Annotated in this window: 16 protein-coding genes and 2 pseudogenes; 8 read left to right on the forward strand and 10 right to left on the reverse strand. The window is 67.4% G+C overall.

Annotated elements, in window-relative coordinates; genetic code table 11:
• Positions 1-54: 54 nt before the first annotated feature.
• The 3 genes from XARJCFBP2528_RS06355 to XARJCFBP2528_RS06365 all read right to left on the reverse strand — a co-directional run bounded on the left by XARJCFBP2528_RS06355 (position 55) and on the right by XARJCFBP2528_RS06365 (position 2,200).
• Positions 55-366, reverse strand: coding sequence for a protealysin inhibitor emfourin (locus XARJCFBP2528_RS06355; protein ID WP_026064425.1), 312 nt, complete (start codon positions 364-366; stop codon positions 55-57).
• Complete coding sequence (locus tag XARJCFBP2528_RS06360; protein WP_016902948.1) at positions 363-1,433, reverse strand: M4 family metallopeptidase; 1,071 nt, start codon at positions 1,431-1,433, stop codon at positions 363-365. Before XARJCFBP2528_RS06360 ends, XARJCFBP2528_RS06355 begins: the two co-directional genes overlap by 4 nt.
• Positions 1,434-1,543: 110 nt before the next feature.
• Positions 1,544-2,200: an SDR family oxidoreductase gene (locus XARJCFBP2528_RS06365; RefSeq protein ID WP_016902949.1), complete on the reverse strand. Its 657-nt coding sequence runs from the start codon at positions 2,198-2,200 to the stop codon at positions 1,544-1,546.
• 323 nt (positions 2,201-2,523) lie between these two features.
• Here XARJCFBP2528_RS06365 and XARJCFBP2528_RS06370 point away from each other — a divergent pair, with 323 nt between their 5' ends.
• The 5 genes from XARJCFBP2528_RS06370 (at position 2,524) to proP (ending at position 7,135) form a co-directional block, all read left to right on the forward strand.
• The gene (locus XARJCFBP2528_RS06370; protein ID WP_026064426.1) at positions 2,524-2,979 is read left to right on the forward strand and encodes an NUDIX hydrolase; all 456 of its coding nucleotides are present in this window, start codon (positions 2,524-2,526) and stop codon (positions 2,977-2,979) included.
• A gap of 311 nt (positions 2,980-3,290) precedes the next feature.
• Positions 3,291-4,427, forward strand: a complete 1,137-nt coding sequence (locus XARJCFBP2528_RS06375) for an alpha/beta hydrolase (protein ID WP_026064427.1) — start codon at positions 3,291-3,293, stop codon at positions 4,425-4,427.
• 102 nt (positions 4,428-4,529) lie between these two features.
• The gene (locus tag XARJCFBP2528_RS06380) at positions 4,530-4,928 is read left to right on the forward strand and encodes a host attachment family protein (protein ID WP_016902952.1); all 399 of its coding nucleotides are present in this window, start codon (positions 4,530-4,532) and stop codon (positions 4,926-4,928) included.
• Positions 4,929-4,949: 21 nt separating this feature from the next.
• On the forward strand, positions 4,950-5,285 hold the full coding sequence (locus XARJCFBP2528_RS06385; RefSeq protein WP_016902953.1) for a thioredoxin family protein: 336 nt from the start codon (positions 4,950-4,952) through the stop codon (positions 5,283-5,285).
• A 359-nt stretch (positions 5,286-5,644) separates the two neighbouring features.
• Positions 5,645-7,135 (forward strand): glycine betaine/L-proline transporter ProP, encoded by a 1,491-nt coding sequence (gene proP, locus XARJCFBP2528_RS06390; protein WP_016902954.1) that lies wholly within the window; start codon positions 5,645-5,647, stop codon positions 7,133-7,135.
• Positions 7,136-7,272: 137 nt separating this feature from the next.
• On the opposite strand, the gene XARJCFBP2528_RS06395 is transcribed toward proP, so the two are convergent.
• The gene (locus XARJCFBP2528_RS06395; RefSeq protein WP_016902955.1) at positions 7,273-7,746 is read right to left on the reverse strand and encodes an SRPBCC family protein; all 474 of its coding nucleotides are present in this window, start codon (positions 7,744-7,746) and stop codon (positions 7,273-7,275) included.
• 171 nt (positions 7,747-7,917) lie between these two features.
• Between XARJCFBP2528_RS06395 and XARJCFBP2528_RS06400 the strand changes: the two genes are divergently transcribed.
• Together XARJCFBP2528_RS06400 and XARJCFBP2528_RS06410 are read left to right on the forward strand one after the other, a co-directional pair.
• Positions 7,918-8,712, forward strand: coding sequence for an EcsC family protein (locus XARJCFBP2528_RS06400; protein WP_039515733.1), 795 nt, complete (start codon positions 7,918-7,920; stop codon positions 8,710-8,712).
• Between the two features lie 201 nt (positions 8,713-8,913).
• On the forward strand, positions 8,914-9,558 hold the full coding sequence (locus XARJCFBP2528_RS06410; protein ID WP_016903913.1) for a DUF938 domain-containing protein: 645 nt from the start codon (positions 8,914-8,916) through the stop codon (positions 9,556-9,558).
• Positions 9,559-9,682: 124 nt separating this feature from the next.
• Here the strand turns inward: XARJCFBP2528_RS06410 and XARJCFBP2528_RS06415 are convergent, their stop codons facing one another.
• The 4 genes and pseudogenes from XARJCFBP2528_RS06415 to XARJCFBP2528_RS06425 form a co-directional block, all read right to left on the reverse strand.
• Positions 9,683-11,563 carry a carboxypeptidase regulatory-like domain-containing protein gene (locus XARJCFBP2528_RS06415; protein ID WP_374057755.1) on the reverse strand — a complete coding sequence of 627 codons (1,881 nt, stop codon included), beginning with the start codon at positions 11,561-11,563 and terminating at the stop codon, positions 9,683-9,685.
• Positions 11,535-12,242: pseudogene (locus tag XARJCFBP2528_RS06420) on the reverse strand (hypothetical protein); the annotation flags it as partial. The gene XARJCFBP2528_RS06415 and the pseudogene XARJCFBP2528_RS06420, both read right to left, overlap by 29 nt.
• Positions 12,212-12,436, reverse strand: a pseudogene (locus tag XARJCFBP2528_RS22150) (epoxide hydrolase N-terminal domain-containing protein); the annotation flags it as partial. The pseudogenes XARJCFBP2528_RS22150 and XARJCFBP2528_RS06420, both read right to left, overlap by 31 nt.
• Before the next feature lies 1 nt (position 12,437).
• Entirely contained in the window at positions 12,438-13,352 is a 915-nt protein-coding gene (locus XARJCFBP2528_RS06425; protein WP_016903909.1) for an NmrA family NAD(P)-binding protein, read from the reverse strand.
• 178 nt (positions 13,353-13,530) lie between these two features.
• On the opposite strand from XARJCFBP2528_RS06425, the gene XARJCFBP2528_RS06430 reads away from it, so the two are divergent.
• Positions 13,531-14,172 carry a TetR/AcrR family transcriptional regulator gene (locus XARJCFBP2528_RS06430; protein WP_016903908.1) on the forward strand — a complete coding sequence of 214 codons (642 nt, stop codon included), beginning with the start codon at positions 13,531-13,533 and terminating at the stop codon, positions 14,170-14,172.
• Between the two features lie 149 nt (positions 14,173-14,321).
• Here XARJCFBP2528_RS06430 and XARJCFBP2528_RS06435 read toward each other — a convergent pair whose 3' ends face one another.
• Both XARJCFBP2528_RS06435 and XARJCFBP2528_RS06440 read right to left on the reverse strand, forming a co-directional pair.
• Positions 14,322-14,576 carry a DUF2164 domain-containing protein gene (locus XARJCFBP2528_RS06435; protein ID WP_016903907.1) on the reverse strand — a complete coding sequence of 85 codons (255 nt, stop codon included), beginning with the start codon at positions 14,574-14,576 and terminating at the stop codon, positions 14,322-14,324.
• Between the two features lie 88 nt (positions 14,577-14,664).
• Positions 14,665-15,051, reverse strand: a complete 387-nt coding sequence (locus tag XARJCFBP2528_RS06440; RefSeq protein ID WP_026064676.1) for a hypothetical protein — start codon at positions 15,049-15,051, stop codon at positions 14,665-14,667.
• Positions 15,052-15,057: the final 6 nt, after the last annotated feature.

Below are 15,057 nucleotides of genomic sequence, written 5' to 3' on the forward strand. Positions count from 1 at the left end.
TGGCGATGGGTACGCGCGCTGTATCGTTTGCGGCGGCATTGCGGCACAAACGCGCTACAGCGTGCCCTGTTTCCACAGCCGCACGATCGCGGCCGGTGCATGTTCTTCGGGGATGCGCAGCGGTTCGCTGGCACCGTCCCAGGCAATGCTGAAATAACGGCGGTCGCCGCCACCGGCCTGCGGGCGCGGCAGCGCATGCACCAGGCACTGGTCCAGCAAGGTGCGCAGCTGCAGGCGCTGCGCCTCGTCCAGGTCATCCATCACCAGCTGGCGTTCGCGCCGCATGGCGGGGAAGGCGGCGACCCCGCCTTCGCGTGCCAGCCGCAAGGTCACGCCTGCATCCACCGGTGGACGCTGTGGACTCATGCCAGCACGCCCACGTCGCGCCAGGCCTGTTGCACCGCGGTTGCCTCGGCACTGCCGGCGCCGTAGTCCGCACCGGCAATGCTGACGGTGAGCGCGGCAAAGGTGGCGAAGTCCGCGCCGGCGGCCAGGTCGCCGCCGCTGAGCGCGCGGTACCAGATGCGCCCGGCCTTCTCCCAGGCGTAGCCACCGATGGCCACGGCCGCGCGATAGAACGCGTGATTGGGAATGCCGGAGTTGTAGTGCACGCCGCCATCGTCCTCTTGTGTGTCGACGTAGCCGGCCATGCTGGCCGGTTGCGGATCCTTGCCCAGGGCCGGGTCATCGTACGCCGTGCCGGGCGCGCGCATCGAGCGCAGGCCCACGCCGTTGATGCCGGGCATCAACAAGCCGGCGCCGATGATCCAGTCCGCCTCGCTTGCCTGCTGCTGCAACGTGTACTGCTTGATCAATACGCCGAACACATCCGACAGCGACTCGTTCAAGGCACCGGACTGGCCCTGGTAGATCAGGTTGGCGGTGCGCTCGGTCACGCCGTGGGTCAGCTCGTGGCCCACCACGTCGATGGCGATGGTGAAGCGGTTGAAGACCTCGCCATCGCCATCGCCGAACACCATCTGCTCGCCGTTCCAGAACGCGTTGTCGTAGCCACGCTCGTAATGCACGGTGCCGATCAACGGCATGCCGTCGCCGTCGATGGAATTGCGCCCGTATACCGTCTGGAAGAAGTCGTGCGTGGCGCCGAGATAATCGTAGGCCTCGGTCACCGCCACATCGTCGGTGGCGGCAGCGCCTTCGGCACGCACCAGCGTGCCGGGCAGCGCGGTGCCTTGTTGGGCGTCGTAGATCTGCCGCTGCACGGCTTGCGCGGTGGGGGCGCTGGCAGCATCGGCGGCCAGCGCATGGGCCCGTGCGAGCAGGCCGAGCGCGCGCTGCTGGCGCAGCTGCGCGGTGATCTGCCGCGACAGCAGCGCGCACTGGCGTGCACGCTCGGGTGCCGCCCGGGCCACATGGTCCAGCAGGTACGGCGGCAGGATGCCGGCACGGCGTGGCGTGACGAATGCAGACATAAGCGACCTCCACGATGGGCTGCGTCTGTGACTATGCCGAGGCTGGCTTTAGGAATTCGTTAGGCCAGTGCACGGTGCGCCGCACGCAGGCATCGCGATAGGCCTGGCGTTCATTCCAGCTGCGACAAGGCCTGCTGGATCGGCGTCTGCCCGTCGATGAAGCCCACCGTCTTGCCGATGGTGGCCGGCATGGCCAATGCCGCGGCGATGACCTGCGCCACGTTGGCGCGCGACACGCCGCCATCGGCATCGCTGCCCGGATCGCGGGTGATGCGGCCGCTTGGCGGCTCCTGCGTGAGCCGCCCCGGCCCCAGCACGGTCCAGTCCAGCGGGGTGGTGCGCAGCTGCGCATCGGCGGCGGCCTTGGCCTGCGCGTAGGCGAAGAAGCCATCGTCCGGGCCGATGCCGTGTTCCAGCCCGGCACCGAGATAGGACACCATCACGTAGCGGCGCACGCGTGCCTGCGCGGCGGCATGCATCGACCGGATCGCCGCATCGCGGTCCACCGCGTAGGTGCGCGCCGCATTGCCGCCACCGGCGCCGGCCGACCACACCACCGCATCGTGGCCGGCCAGTTGCGCGGCGATGGCATCGGTGTCGGCATGTTCGATATCGAACACCTGCGGGGTGGCGCCGTCGGCAATCACATCGTCTGCGTGCGCAGGATTGCGAAACAGCGCGCTGACCGAGTGCCCACCGCGCACCAGCAACGGCGTCAGCAGACGCGCGACCTTGCCATGGCCACCGATCACGACGATACGCGACATTCCAACCTCCAAGACGGTGCGCCATCACGGCGCGGGCTGCACGCATCCTCGCCAACCTGGCGCTAAGGCAGCGTGGATAGGCGTGGAGAGGCGCTCCGCATGCGCATGCACTTGCAGGTGCGTGGATTCGATGCAGCGTGTGCTTGCGTAGTGCGGCGCCATGGCGATCGCCCCGTGCATCACGCGAGCAGGCGCGTGCGATGCACCGCATCGACCGGGCGGCATCGCGCAGCCTTGCCGGCATCCTCGTCACCGGCATGCAAGGCGCAGATGCACCACCTGCCTGCCGCACATCTGGGACACTACGCGCCACAACGTCCGGAATGCCTATGTCCAACTCAATCGATACCGACCTACGTCCACGCGTTGGCTGCGGCGCGTTCATCCGCCGCGCCGATGGCCGCCTGCTGCTGGTGCAGCGCGGGCGTGCGCCCGAGCAAGGCCATTGGGGCCTGCCCGGCGGCAAGGTGGACTGGATGGAAACGGTGGAACACGCGGTGGTGCGCGAAGTGCTGGAAGAAACCGGCCTGCACGTGCAGCTGCAAGGCGTGCTGTGCATCGTCAGCTACTTCGAGCCGGACCTGACGCCGCCGCAGCATTGGGTCGCGCCGGTGTATCTGGCCGCGATCCAGGGCCGCGAGCACGCCGAGCGCCGCGAGCCCGAGGCGATCGCCGACATCGGCTGGTTCGCACTGGACGCACTGCCGTCGCCGCTGACCACCTCCACGTTGCAGGCGTTGCAGCACCTGCCAACTGCGGCGTCGGCACCTGCCGCCTGAGTGCGATGCATCAATGCCGCTGGACTAGGTGCCGGCGGCGATGCACCGGCATGCGCAGTGTTGGTGGTGATGCTTGCGGGACCGCGATGTTCGCGCGGATGCACAGCGACACATGCGCTGCCTGCGATGCCGACCGCTTGCGAACGCTTGATGCGATGGCCTGATTGCACGCTGCGGTGTGCGTAGTTGCAGCATTTGCGGTACATCGCGTCGTTACATGCAACGCGCGTGTCTGCACGACTTCCTGCACATCATCTGCGCCGTCCGCTGGCGCTATCCTCGCTGGTTCGACTTGCCTGGGAGGGCACTGCATGACACGTCATTGGTTGAACAAGACGCTGGCGCTCGCGTTGATCTGTACCGCGTGCAGCGTGCACGCAACCGCCGCCGAGCCGGCACCACCGGCGACCGCATCGGCCCGCGATGGCATCCGGCATGTGCCCGCATTCGACCTGCCGGTGTCGGAATATCTGAGCCCGGCCGCGCGTGCGCATATGGCCGCCGGGGTGGCCCGCGCCGATCCGTTGGACAAGGCCGACAACGCCACCTTGCTCAAGCAATTGCCGAGCATCCGCGCCGACACCGAGCGTTGGGCCAAAGGCGTGATTGCGCAGCTGCGTACGCGCTACGCGGTGGAGATCACGCCCGAAACCTGGAACGGTGTGCCGGTGCTGCGGGTGGAGCCGCGCACGCGCACACCCGAGCAGGCCAAGCGCATGTTGATCGAACTGCATGGCGGTAGCTTCGTGATGGGCAGCGCGGCCTCGTTCGGCTTGATGGAAGCCATTCCGCTGGCGGCGATGACCGGCATGACCGTGGTCGCGGTGGATTACCGCATGGGGCCCGAGCACCATTTCCCGGCTGCCAGCGAGGATGTGGCGGCGGTGTATCGCGCCGCGCTCAAGACCTATCCGCCAGAGCGCATCGGCCTGTTCGGTTGTTCGGCAGGCGGGGTGCTCACCGGTGAATCGCTGGCGTGGTTTGCCAAGGAGAAGCTGCCGATGCCGGCGGCGGCCGGGCTGTTCTGCGCCGCAGGTGATGCGCGCTACCGCGGCGATTCGCGCATTGTGGTGGCGGCAGTCAACGATGCCTTGTTGCCGGACAAGGCCGGTGCGTTGCCGATCTGGGAAGACCTGTACTACGGCGACAACGTGGACTTTCACGATCCGCTGGTGTCGCCGGTGTTTTCCGATGCGGTGCTGCAGCAGTTCCCGCCAACGCTGTTTCTCACCGCCACGCGTGCTGCCGAGCTGAGCAATGCCGCCTACACGCATGCGCGCCTGGTGGATCTGGGCCGCGAATCGGATCTGCATGTGTGGGATGGGCTGGGGCACGCCTTCCACCTCACCAGCGCACTGCCGGAGAGCCAGCAGGCGCTGCGGGTGGCCGCGCGTTTCTTCAGCAAGCACCTGGGCCTGCCGCCGCCGCCGCTGGCTGCACCACGCTAACGCCACGCTGACACCGGCTAGGCGCGGCGCTTACATCCTCTGACCTAGGTTGAGGCCGACTGGCGTTGCACATGCAACGCCGCTGTTGATCAGGAGAATCGAATGAGTCTGCAAATTCCTCAGGGTGCGTTGGTGGTGGTGGCCGATGGCGGTGAAGCGCGCTGGTTCACCAACACCGGCAACGAAGCCAAGGTGGTGCTGCGCCAGCACGCGCGCACCGACGTGCAGAACGTCGACGACGATGGCCCGGCCGGCAAGGCGCCGCAGGATCTCAGCGAGGCGGACATGGACGAAATGACCTTTGCCAAGCAGCTGTCGCATGCATTGAACGATGGTGCGCTGAAGCACGAGTACACGCATCTGGTGCTGGTGGCCGACCCGACCACGCTGGGCCGCGTTCGCCCGTTGCTGCACAAGGAAACGCAACAACGCCTGGTCGGCGATCTGGCCAAGGATCTGACCAACCTGCCGCTGGAAGAGATCCAGCGCGCATTGTCGTAAGCACAACGGAGCGGTCAGACGATGGGGTTTGTTCGCGACTACGCCACCCAGGCGCCCGAACGTAGCGATGTGGATGCACAGGCCGGTCTGCAGGTGCTGGAGTTCGGTACCGACTGGTGCGGCCACTGCATCGCCGCCCAGCCGCTGTTGCAGAAATTGCTGGGTGGCGTTGCGGCGCTCGACTACCGCAAGGTCGAAGATGGAAAAGGGCGGCCCTTGGGCCGCTCTTTTCGTGTCAAGTTGTGGCCGACCATCATCCTGCTGCGCGACGGTGTGGAAGTTGCGCGCGCAGTGCGCCCGCAGACGCGCGAGGATCTGCAACCGCTGCTGTCGCAGCTGGGTGAGGAACTGGTGTGAGCATGCACCGCACCTGATCGATGGCGCGCAAGGCGGCAGGCAAATGTGCGGTGCACCGAGGGCGCGATGTGCGCGCCGAATGCTCCACATGCCTTGAAACAAGCGGTTTTTCGCAGTGCCGCCGTATCGCGGCTGCAGCGATCTGCGCGCTGTAGTAACATAACGGGCTGATCAAGCCCTTGGGCATTGCCCATCCCTTGGTTGTCTGTCCCGCAGCGTCGCTGAGTCCACGCGGCCGTCCGGGAATGCCTCCGGCGTCATCTCGGTGCATGTGCCATTGCCATGCCTGCCTGATGCGCCGTGTCCTGTGCGTTGCCAGGGCGAGCGGGCAGCGATGGCCGCACACGGAGACGAAACACATGCACGATACCCGCACGATTGCCTCGCACTTCGGTTGGTTCAAGCGCCGCCGCCAACTGCAACTGGCCGAGGTCACCGTGGTGGATCGCGGCATGCTGCGCAAGGCCGTGGGCGCCGCCGCATTGGGTAATGCGATGGAGTGGTTCGACTTCGGCGTGTACGGCTATCTGGCGGTGACCCTGGGGCAGGTGTTCTTCCCGGCCAGTAATCCCACCGCGCAGCTGATCGCCACTTTTGCCACCTTCACCGTTGCGTTTCTGGTGCGGCCGATCGGCGGGCTGGTGTTCGGCCCGCTCGGCGACCGCTATGGGCGGCAGAAGGTGCTGGCGGCGACCATGATCCTGATGGCGCTGGGCACCTTCAGCATCGGCCTGATTCCGTCCTACGCCAGGATCGGTCTGTGGGCACCGGCGCTGCTGTTGCTGGCGCGGCTGTTGCAGGGGTTCTCCACCGGCGGCGAATACGGCGGCGCGGCGACCTTCATTGCCGAATACGCCACCGACCGCAATCGCGGATTGATGGGCAGCTGGCTGGAATTTGGCACCCTGGGCGGCTACATCGCCGGCGCCGCCACGGTGACGGCGCTGCACATGACGGTGACCCAGGCACAGATGCTCGATTGGGGCTGGCGGGTGCCGTTCCTGATTGCCGGCCCGTTGGGGCTGCTGGGCCTGTACATGCGCATGAAACTGGAAGAAACCCCCGCATTTCGCGCCTATACCGAGCAATCCGAACAACGCGAACGCGCAACCGCCGCGCAGGGCCTGCTGACCATGCTGCGCCTGCATTGGCCGCAATTGCTCAAGTGCGTGGGTCTGGTGCTGGTCTTCAACGTCACCGACTACATGCTGCTGACCTACATGCCCAGCTATCTCAGCGTCACCATGGGCTATGCGGAGAGCAAGGGCCTGTTGCTGATCATCCTGGTGATGCTGGTGATGATGCCGCTCAACATCGTCGGCGGCCTGTTCAGCGACAGGCTGGGACGCCGGCCGATGATCATCGGCGCCTGCATCGCGTTGTTCGCGCTGGCCATCCCCTGCCTGCTGCTGATCGGCAGCGGCCATGACGGGCTGATCTTCGCCGGCCTGATGCTGCTCGGTCTGGCGCTGGTGTGCTTCACCAGTTCGATGCCGTCCACGTTGCCGGCGCTGTTCTACACCCCGGTGCGCTACAGCGCGTTGTCGATCGCCTTCAACGTGTCGGTGTCGTTGTTCGGCGGCACCACGCCGCTGGTCACCGCCTGGTTGGTGGAGCGCAGCGGCGACCCGCTGGTGCCGGCCTACTACCTGATGGGTGCGGCGGCGATCGGCCTGGTGACCATGCTGTTCGTGCGCGAAACTGCCGGCCTGCCGCTGCGCGGCTCGCCGCCGGCGGTGGCCAGCGATGCCGAGGCGCGCGCCTTGCTGCGCGGCGACAGCCCGGTGACGGTGGATGCGCAACTGCCCGGCAGCATGCCGCCTGCCATGGGCCAGCCGCGCACCGCATGAGCGGATTCGGCCCGCCCGACCCGACCCACCAGGTGGCGCTCGGGCAGGACAGTGGGGAGGCCAGGCCACATGGCCCGACACCTGCGCAGCCACCATGTTGCGACCTTGCCAGCGGGCACCGGTGACATCGGCCGCCGCTAGCGCGGCGCGCGACCGCCGCTGTCGGGCAGCTCGGGGCTGCGCATGTCGGCCGACGGCATGCCTTGGCCGGTTTCCGCATAGCGCTTGAGGCTGCTGCCCAGAAAGAAGCGCCAGCCGCGGGCGCAGGCTTCCTTGCAGGGCGAGTCGCGATAGCCGGAGTGTTCGAACTCCACCCGTGTGCCCTGGCTGGTGGAATGCAAATCGAAGCGCATCACCGTGCCCTTCCAGGCGTCGGTGTCGAGCATGTTGGAAGCGTGACAGCGCCAGCGCACCAGACGGTAGTCGGCACCGTCGTCGATGCTCAACTCCACTCGCCAGCCCTGCCGGCTCCAGTCCAGCCGCACCCGGTCCTCGACCAGGCTCACCTCGCGCGTCCACCAGCAAGCCAGCTGCATGGGCTCGGACAACGCGACGCAGACCACTTCCGGCGCGGCCGCGATAACGACGCTGTGGCGGATCTCACGATTCATCTGACCAGCTTGGCTGCGTGAATCTCGATGATCGCGCATTTTGCCGGCCAGTTGCAGAAGGATGTTGTCGACGGCCGAGGCCGCTCGGCCGGCGCTCACACGGTGCTGGGTACCATCGACGCAAGCCCCCAACGACGAAGAGCAGGCATGACGACGCTTCCGATCCCGGTGATGGACGTTGCCGCGCAACGCGATCTGGCCACCGCGCACGCGCTGTTGGAAAACCCCGGCGTGGCCGCCCGATTGGCCAATGCAATGGGCGCGCCGATCGAGAGCCTGATCAGCCGAAGGCTGCCGAAGCTGGTCACCCGCAGCATCGACGGCGTGACCCGCCGCGCGCTGCAGGTGGCGATGAAATCGGCATTACTGAGCCTGCGCGGCACGACCGATCTGCAGCAGCCTGCGTCCACCGCACGCCACACCATGGCGGTGGCTGTCGCCGGTGGTGCGGGTGGATTCTTCGGCCTGCCCGGGCTGTTGGTGGAGCTGCCGGTGACCACCACGGTGATGCTGCGCTCCATCGCCGATATCGCCCGTTCCGAAGGCGAATCGCTGCACGATCCGGACACCGCGCTGGCCTGTCTGGAAGTGCTGGCGCATGGCGGGCGCAGTGTCAGCGACGACGGCGCCGAATCGGGCTACTTCGCGGTGCGCGCTGCAATGGCGCAACAACTCAGCGCTGCGGCGCATTACGTTGCCGCACACGGGTTTGCCAGCAAGGGCGCGCCGGTGCTGGTGTCGCTGGTGTCGCGCGTTGCGGCCAAGTTCTCGGTCAATGTCGGCGAAAAACTCGCCGTGCAGGCGGTGCCGCTGGTCGGTGCGGTGAGCGGCGCAACCCTCAATACGGTGTTCATGCGCCACTTCCAGGCGATGGCGCGCGGGCACTTCATCGTGCGCCGGCTGGAGCGGCGCTATGGCGAGGATGCGGTGCGACGCGCGTATGACGCATTGCCGGCGGCGCGTTGAACCTAACGCCCCGCGGTGCCGCGCATTTGCGGCGGGCAAGCTGCAAGCGCCATCCAGGCAACCTGCAAGCATCCACGGAATTTGCAGGCCTGCGTTGATGCACGCGCATGCGGGCGCGGCGCTGCATCGATGCCGTCGTGCGCACTGCGCAATGTCGCTTGCGCGCGCGACAATCGGGTTCGCTCTTCCTGGATGTCTTCCATGACCAAACCCTTTTCGCCAGCCTCCGCACGCAACCGCGACCCGATCCTGGAGGTGTTGCAACGGCACTTTGCCGACCGCCGCAATGTGCTGGAAATCGGCGCCGGGACCGGGCAGCACGCGGTGCATTTTGCGGCGGCGATGCCGTGGTTGCGCTGGCAGGCCAGCGATCATGCCGACCATCTGCCGGGCATGACGCAGTGGCTGGACGAGGCGGCACTGCCGAATACGCCGCCACCGATTGCATTGCAGGCGGTGCTGACGCCGACACCGGGCCTGGCGCCCACGCCGCCATTGCCGCCTGCGCAGGCGGGCGAGCCTGCCGGCTACGACGCGGTCTACAGCGCCAATACCTTGCACATCATGGGCTGGCCGCAGGTACAGGCGTTGTTTGCGGGGCTGCCGGCGGTGATGGCACCGGATGCGTTGCTGGTGGTGTACGGGCCGTTCAACCGCGATGGCCAATTCACCAGCCAGAGCAATCGCGCGTTCGATACGATGTTGCGCGAGCGCGATGCCGCATCGGGCATTCGCGATGCCGAAGCGGTGGATGCACTGGCGGCGTCGGTGGGCTTGCAGTTGCTCGACGATGTGGCGTTGCCGGCGAACAACTGTTGCCGGGTGTGGTCGCGTCAGTCGCGTTGAGTTTGTCGCCAAGACGTTGCCGATGTTGCAGCACTGCTGTTTTCCAGTGCGGTGGAGTGCCAAAGCCCTGTCTGACAGCGCACCGCACGCGAGCCTGCGCTGATGTGGCAGTGCACTGCCGCAGTCAGCGCCTGCGTCGTTCCAGCCACCACAGTGCTGCGGCCAGCGTGAGCCAGGCCAGCAGCCAGGGCCAGCGGGCGCCGGGTTGCGCTGTTGGCGCGCCGACGCTTGCGGGAGCGTCGACGGTGGCCATCGCAACGGTGGCGTCGCGGGTCTGCTGGGTGTGCAGCGCGGGGGCATCGCCGGGCGCGCGGACATAGAGCCAGCGCTGTTCGGTGCCGGTCTGCAGACGATGCCAGCCTGCGGCGGCCGGCCAGTAGGCGGCGCAGGCCCGGGTGCCGCTGGCCGGATCGATCAGCAGCGCCTGGGGCGTACCCGTAGGGCCGACGACGTCTGCGTCTGCGGCGACGCCGCACAGCGTCATGCGTTGCTGCGACCAGCCAGTCTGCACCGCAGCCGGCGCGTTGCCGCCCGCGCGGGCGACAGCGCTCACCAGCTGCGCCCACAGCGCGGCATGCAGGTCGCTGCGGCCGGCCAGGACCAGGGCAAAACTGTCTTCGATCAGGCCGATGCCGATGCGGCCGCGGCCTTGCGGCCGCCACCAGCCCAATGCGCTGCCGTCGTCTGCGCGTGCGGCGATCACGGCATCGGCCTGTTGCGGCTGCAGGGTGCGGCGTTGCAGGGGCGGCAGTGGCGCGGCGTCGGCCGGCGCTGCGGCTGCGTCGATGGCGCCGGGCGATGCCAGTGAGCGCGGCGCGGCGACCGCGGCGCCGGTGCTGCCGCCTGTCACGGCCAGGCCCAGCTCGCCGAGCGCGGCGCGGGCGGCAGCATCCAGGGGGCCGTCGGTGCGCACCAGCACGCCCAGACCGCGGCCGATCGCGGCGCGTACGCCCTGGCGCTGCGCGTTGCCCAGGGCGACCAGGCGGCGCTGGTCGATGACCAGCAGGTCCAGCACATCCAGGCTGGCGGCATCCAGCGCAGCGCCCTCGCCCAGTTGCACGCCGGGGCCGACGGCGATCTGGCTGCGCACCTGCATGCCGGCATCGTTGGCCCAGCGGCGCAGGTATTTCAGTTCCGGCTGCGGCGCGCCGGCCAGCAACAGCACGCGTGCGGACGGCACCGCGGCGATCAGCACCGGCACGCGGCCGCGTTCGGCGCCTGCGCCATCGCGCAGGCGCAGCGCGAACAGCACCTGCCCCGGTGCGCGCGCCTGGCCACGCAGCTGCACCTGGCCGGCCGCATCGGTGGCGGCGGTGTCGGCCACCTGCCCGGCGGGATCCAGCAGCTCCACCCGCGCGCCCGGCAGGCCCTGCACGCGCGCGCTGATGGCGATGCGTTCGCCGGGTGCGGCCGGCGGCGGCGTGGAGACGGCGACCAGACCGGTCGGCACCGGAGCCAGCGCCAGCCGCACAGGGATACGCAGCCCGTCGCGGTCGCGCGCCGGCAGGCCGCTGCCATGCACGACCAGCGCGGTGGTGCCGGGCGCGCGCCGCAACGCGGTGGCCAGGTCCGGTACGCGTGCCACGCCCGGCAAGGCGGGCGCCTCGGGCAGGGCGACCCACGGCGCAGCAGTCGGGCGAACCTGGTCTGCCTGGGTGCCCGCGGTGGCGACATGCAGTTCGCTCGTACTGCCGGCCCGCGGCGGCGGCAGCAGCACCGGGTAGAGCAGGCCGGCCAGGAGCGGTTGGGCGGCGAGCAACAGCCACAGCCGCGCGCGTGGTTGCCGGGCATGTGCGCGCAGCAGCCGGAACCAGCTCAGCATCACCAGCAGCAACAAGGCACTGCCGACCAGCCAGGGCAGCGCGAGCGTCATGCCTGCGGCTCCGTTTGCGTGCATCCAGCCCGCCGTGGCCCCACGTGGCGGGTCGCCGCGCGGCGCACGCTGCCGCGTGCGGTCAACCGGGGCGGTGGCAGCATCATGGTTGCGGCTCCTGGCGCAGGGCATCCAGATAGCGCTGGCCGCGCGCGTCGGCAGGGGCGCGGCGGTGCAGCGGGGCCGGCGGGGCGAACAGCGTGCGCCAGACCTGGGCGCGCAGCTGGGCGCGGCAGCTGGCGCAGTCGGGTTCGGCGCGCAGGGTTTCCACCGCCGCGGCCAGGCCCCGCGGATCCTGCAGGCGCTCCTGCTGGGTCTGCAGCCACTGCGCGTAGCGGGCCAGGGTGGCGTCGGGTACCGGGGCCTGCTCGCCGAGGGCGTCCCACAACTGCAACGCCGACGGGTCCGGATCCGGGCGGCTGTCCAGGCCGGCGGCACGGTCGCCCAGGCCGGCGCGGTCGCCGCTCAGGCGGCGGCCGGGGTCGATCGGCGGCAGCTGCGTGCCGACCCGCGCCAGGTAGATGCGTTCGGCCTGCTGCACCTGCTTGATGAAGCCCAGCGCCTTGTTGGCAAACGGCAACGCACGCTCCGGGTGGCCCTGGCGCAGCTCGCCCTCGGACTGCCACATCTGGTCCAGCGCGGCGCGCAGCAACGCGCGGGTCTGCGGGTCGAGCAGGGTGGCGGCTTCGGCGTGGTCGTGGGTGTGCCCGAACTCGGACAGCACGTCCTGCGCCTGGCCGAAGCCGCCGCGCTCCGGCGCCCCGTCGCCATGCGCATGGTCGTGGTCGTCCAGCCCGGCAGCGCCGGCCTCCGCTCTGTCGCACGCCAGTCGTAGCCAGACTGCCAGCGGTCCACCAGGCGCCGGATGCGCTCGCTCTGTGGGCCTTGGCTGTGGTCCTCCACGGTTTCCCTACTTGGCCACCGCGTTTGCCTAAGCCGGTGTGCGAGGTCATCCAGCTCTGCCTGTGCAACCTGGATGTGGAACGCTGCAATGCCATCGCGCATCTCAAGACTCCCGTACATAGGTGTTGGCCAGTGTCTGGCGGGCTGTTTGCCAGGAGCGCGCACCGTAGCGATCGTTATCCAGTGGGACCAATTTGCCGCGCCCGCTCATCATGTCGCGCAGGTATTGCATGCCCTGCCAGGGAGGGAAGGGATCATCGCTTGCGGGCGTGAGTGCACGCACCGCACTGATGATTGCCGACATCGTCCCGAGCCCGCCCGGCCTGAGCGTGCGATAGCGCTGCCCGGTGAGTTGGGTGAGCAGTTGCGCGATGTCGTTGGGCGAAATGCTGTTGCCGGCAATGCGCAGGTCCCGTGGGGCCGTGGAATCCAGTGCGGCCGCCGCCGTGTAGCTGGCGACGTCATCTTTGGCGGTGAAATCGAGCTGCTGATGTGCGTCGCCAAAATGCATGACGCGACGGCCCGGCACCACGAGGCGCGCACTGCCCTCAAGAAGCTCAAGAAAACCGCCGCACAGAACCGAGGTGGCCGCGATCGGCGCGGCATCCAGCTGGTCTCTAAACCGGCGCCGGAAATCCAGGTTTCGATTGTCGCCCGGCCGCGTCTTCGTATAGTCCAGCGAGAAATCAGACGGGATGAAGCGAGGCACGCCGGCGCTGACCGCTGCATGCAACAGCTTTCCCTGTTGACCCAGCATGACGTCTTCCAGGCCGTTGAGCGCGGAAACGACGCATGCCGCATTCCCGACCGCTTCACGCAATGAGTTGGCGTCTTCCATCTCGACGTAGCGGATCGTGATGTTCCTGCGTTGCAGGGCCGCAGTACGGTCCTTGCCTGCGCCTTGCCGAACAAGCGCAACCACCGCGGCGCCCTGGTCCTGCAGGACAAAGACGATGCGGCAACCCAGGTCGCCGGTGGCGCCTGCAACAACGATTGGGGATCTCACATCTGACGTCATGACTTGCCTCTCGCTTGGGTCTTTTGCGCCAACGACGGCAACGGGAACTGCAACAGAAGATGCAGGCTGTCTGTCACGCAGCACCCAGGCCATTCGCCGGCTTGGCAGACCACGCAGCGAATAACTGAACGATAACGTTCAGTTGATGGCAATGCAAGCGGCGTGTAAGTTTTCGTGCATGAAAGCGGTCAAGCAAAAATCAAAAGGCGGACGGCCGCCACTCGATAAGGCGGGTGATGTCGAACGGCGCTTACTCGATGCGGCACTGCAACTCTTCCTGGAACGCGGGTTCGAGCACACCTCGTGCGAGGACATCGCGCGGCTGGCAGGCGCGGGCAAGGCAAGCCTTTACGCGCGCTATGCCAACAAAGACGCCATCTTTGAGGCGGTGGTCCGTCGCGATGTCGACACCCAGCCGCTGCCTGCCGCAGCCAGCGTGCCCATGGATCTGGAGGGGCGCCTGAGACACGCAGGACAAGGGATACTTGCGCATGCATTACAGCCCCAGACGGTGGCCATGATGCGCCTGGTCGTCGGCACCTCCATTCGCGCGCCAGCGCTTGCCGCTGAAGTCAACCGTATCGGCTGGGAGGGCGGGCTGCGGCGGGTGCAGATGACGATCCTGGACGGCCCGGATCAACCGGCCAATCCATCTGCGTTGGCAAGCCACTTCGTCGACCTGGTGTTCGCGCCGCATCAACTGCGCGCGCTGCTGGGCGAGCACCCGGATGACCTGATCGCCACCGCATCGGCGCGTGTGGAGTGGGCGCTTGCACTTCTCAAGGATGCTGGCCAGCTGGAGACCGGAAGTCCTCAGTAACACCCTTGAGTTGCGGGAATCCTTGAACAACGCAGCGGAACGCCGCGACTTGATGGCGTATTCGGCGGTGTCTCTGGCACGCGCATGTTGTCCCTGCTCGCAGCAGCGACGTGGGACTTCTCAGTGCTGTGGCATCGTGAGGTGGCGGATCACTTTTTGAAGTCGGTAGGGCGTTCCAGCTGGTAGATCGCTTCACCCAGGTCGTCCAGCTTGCTGGCAATGATGGCCTGCGCATCGTAGACGCCCCGATTGTAGAAATAGGCCCCCACTTCTTCGGCGAAGAAATCCAGCAGAAACTCCGCATCGAAGCGGCCGATCTGCTGCTTCAGTTCCTCGCTGAAATACAGCTGGATCTTGCGGGTGATCGCCGCCCGCTCGCCTTCGGTGAATTTGATCTCGGTCATGGATGCTCTGGTTGGCTCAACTACGATATCGGGGCGATGGCTGGCGGTTGAACCCAAGCGCTTGCCTGGTCGGCGTCGAGATGAAGGGTCAGATGGCAACCGGCCAACCGGAAGGCCTGCCTGCCCGAAGGTAGTCAAGGTATTCGGACTCGGCAATCCCGAGGTTGGTCCAGCGCGTAGGGTCCGCCGCCAGGAATGTGCTGGCATACGTCACGGCAGCAGCAGCGTCCGCAAAGATGGCGGCAGGGGCACAGGGTCCGTCTGGCTCGAAATATGCGAAGTCATACAGATCCGAATAGTCTTCGCTGCCAACGTCCTTGACGTCATACACCCATACCTCGATGCAATTGTTTGCCGGCCGTAACTCGACATGGCGAATGTATGCTGCATCGACTGGACTTTTTCCGAGGAACTGCTCGACCGACCTGCTGCGCCGCAATGTGGCTGCAAGATCGATCGCTGAAAGATGTCGCATACAGGC

The sequence above is a fragment of the Xanthomonas arboricola pv. juglandis genome (assembly GCF_001013475.1).
Lineage (GTDB): Bacteria > Pseudomonadota > Gammaproteobacteria > Xanthomonadales > Xanthomonadaceae > Xanthomonas > Xanthomonas arboricola.

Excerpts from the sequence above, each read along its gene's own strand:
- XARJCFBP2528_RS06385 (WP_016902953.1), top strand. The coding sequence starts at position 4,950 with ATGGGGTTTGTTCGCGACTACGCCACCCAGGCGCCCGAACGTAGCGAT.
- XARJCFBP2528_RS06435 (WP_016903907.1), bottom strand. The coding sequence starts at position 14,576 with ATGACCGAGATCAAATTCACCGAAGGCGAGCGGGCGGCGATCACCCGC.
- proP (WP_016902954.1), top strand. The coding sequence starts at position 5,645 with ATGCACGATACCCGCACGATTGCCTCGCACTTCGGTTGGTTCAAGCGC.
- XARJCFBP2528_RS06375 (WP_026064427.1), top strand. The coding sequence starts at position 3,291 with ATGACACGTCATTGGTTGAACAAGACGCTGGCGCTCGCGTTGATCTGT.
- XARJCFBP2528_RS06430 (WP_016903908.1), top strand. The coding sequence starts at position 13,531 with ATGAAAGCGGTCAAGCAAAAATCAAAAGGCGGACGGCCGCCACTCGAT.
- XARJCFBP2528_RS06425 (WP_016903909.1), bottom strand. The coding sequence starts at position 13,352 with ATGACGTCAGATGTGAGATCCCCAATCGTTGTTGCAGGCGCCACCGGC.
- XARJCFBP2528_RS06380 (WP_016902952.1), top strand. The coding sequence starts at position 4,530 with ATGAGTCTGCAAATTCCTCAGGGTGCGTTGGTGGTGGTGGCCGATGGC.
- XARJCFBP2528_RS06360 (WP_016902948.1), bottom strand. The coding sequence starts at position 1,433 with ATGTCTGCATTCGTCACGCCACGCCGTGCCGGCATCCTGCCGCCGTAC.
- XARJCFBP2528_RS06410 (WP_016903913.1), top strand. The coding sequence starts at position 8,914 with ATGACCAAACCCTTTTCGCCAGCCTCCGCACGCAACCGCGACCCGATC.
- XARJCFBP2528_RS06355 (WP_026064425.1), bottom strand. The coding sequence starts at position 366 with ATGAGTCCACAGCGTCCACCGGTGGATGCAGGCGTGACCTTGCGGCTG.
- XARJCFBP2528_RS06440 (WP_026064676.1), bottom strand. The coding sequence starts at position 15,051 with ATGCGACATCTTTCAGCGATCGATCTTGCAGCCACATTGCGGCGCAGC.
- XARJCFBP2528_RS06370 (WP_026064426.1), top strand. The coding sequence starts at position 2,524 with ATGCCTATGTCCAACTCAATCGATACCGACCTACGTCCACGCGTTGGC.
- XARJCFBP2528_RS06395 (WP_016902955.1), bottom strand. The coding sequence starts at position 7,746 with ATGAATCGTGAGATCCGCCACAGCGTCGTTATCGCGGCCGCGCCGGAA.
- XARJCFBP2528_RS06365 (WP_016902949.1), bottom strand. The coding sequence starts at position 2,200 with ATGTCGCGTATCGTCGTGATCGGTGGCCATGGCAAGGTCGCGCGTCTG.
- XARJCFBP2528_RS06400 (WP_039515733.1), top strand. The coding sequence starts at position 7,918 with ATGGACGTTGCCGCGCAACGCGATCTGGCCACCGCGCACGCGCTGTTG.
- XARJCFBP2528_RS06415 (WP_374057755.1), bottom strand. The coding sequence starts at position 11,563 with ATGCCCTGCGCCAGGAGCCGCAACCATGATGCTGCCACCGCCCCGGTT.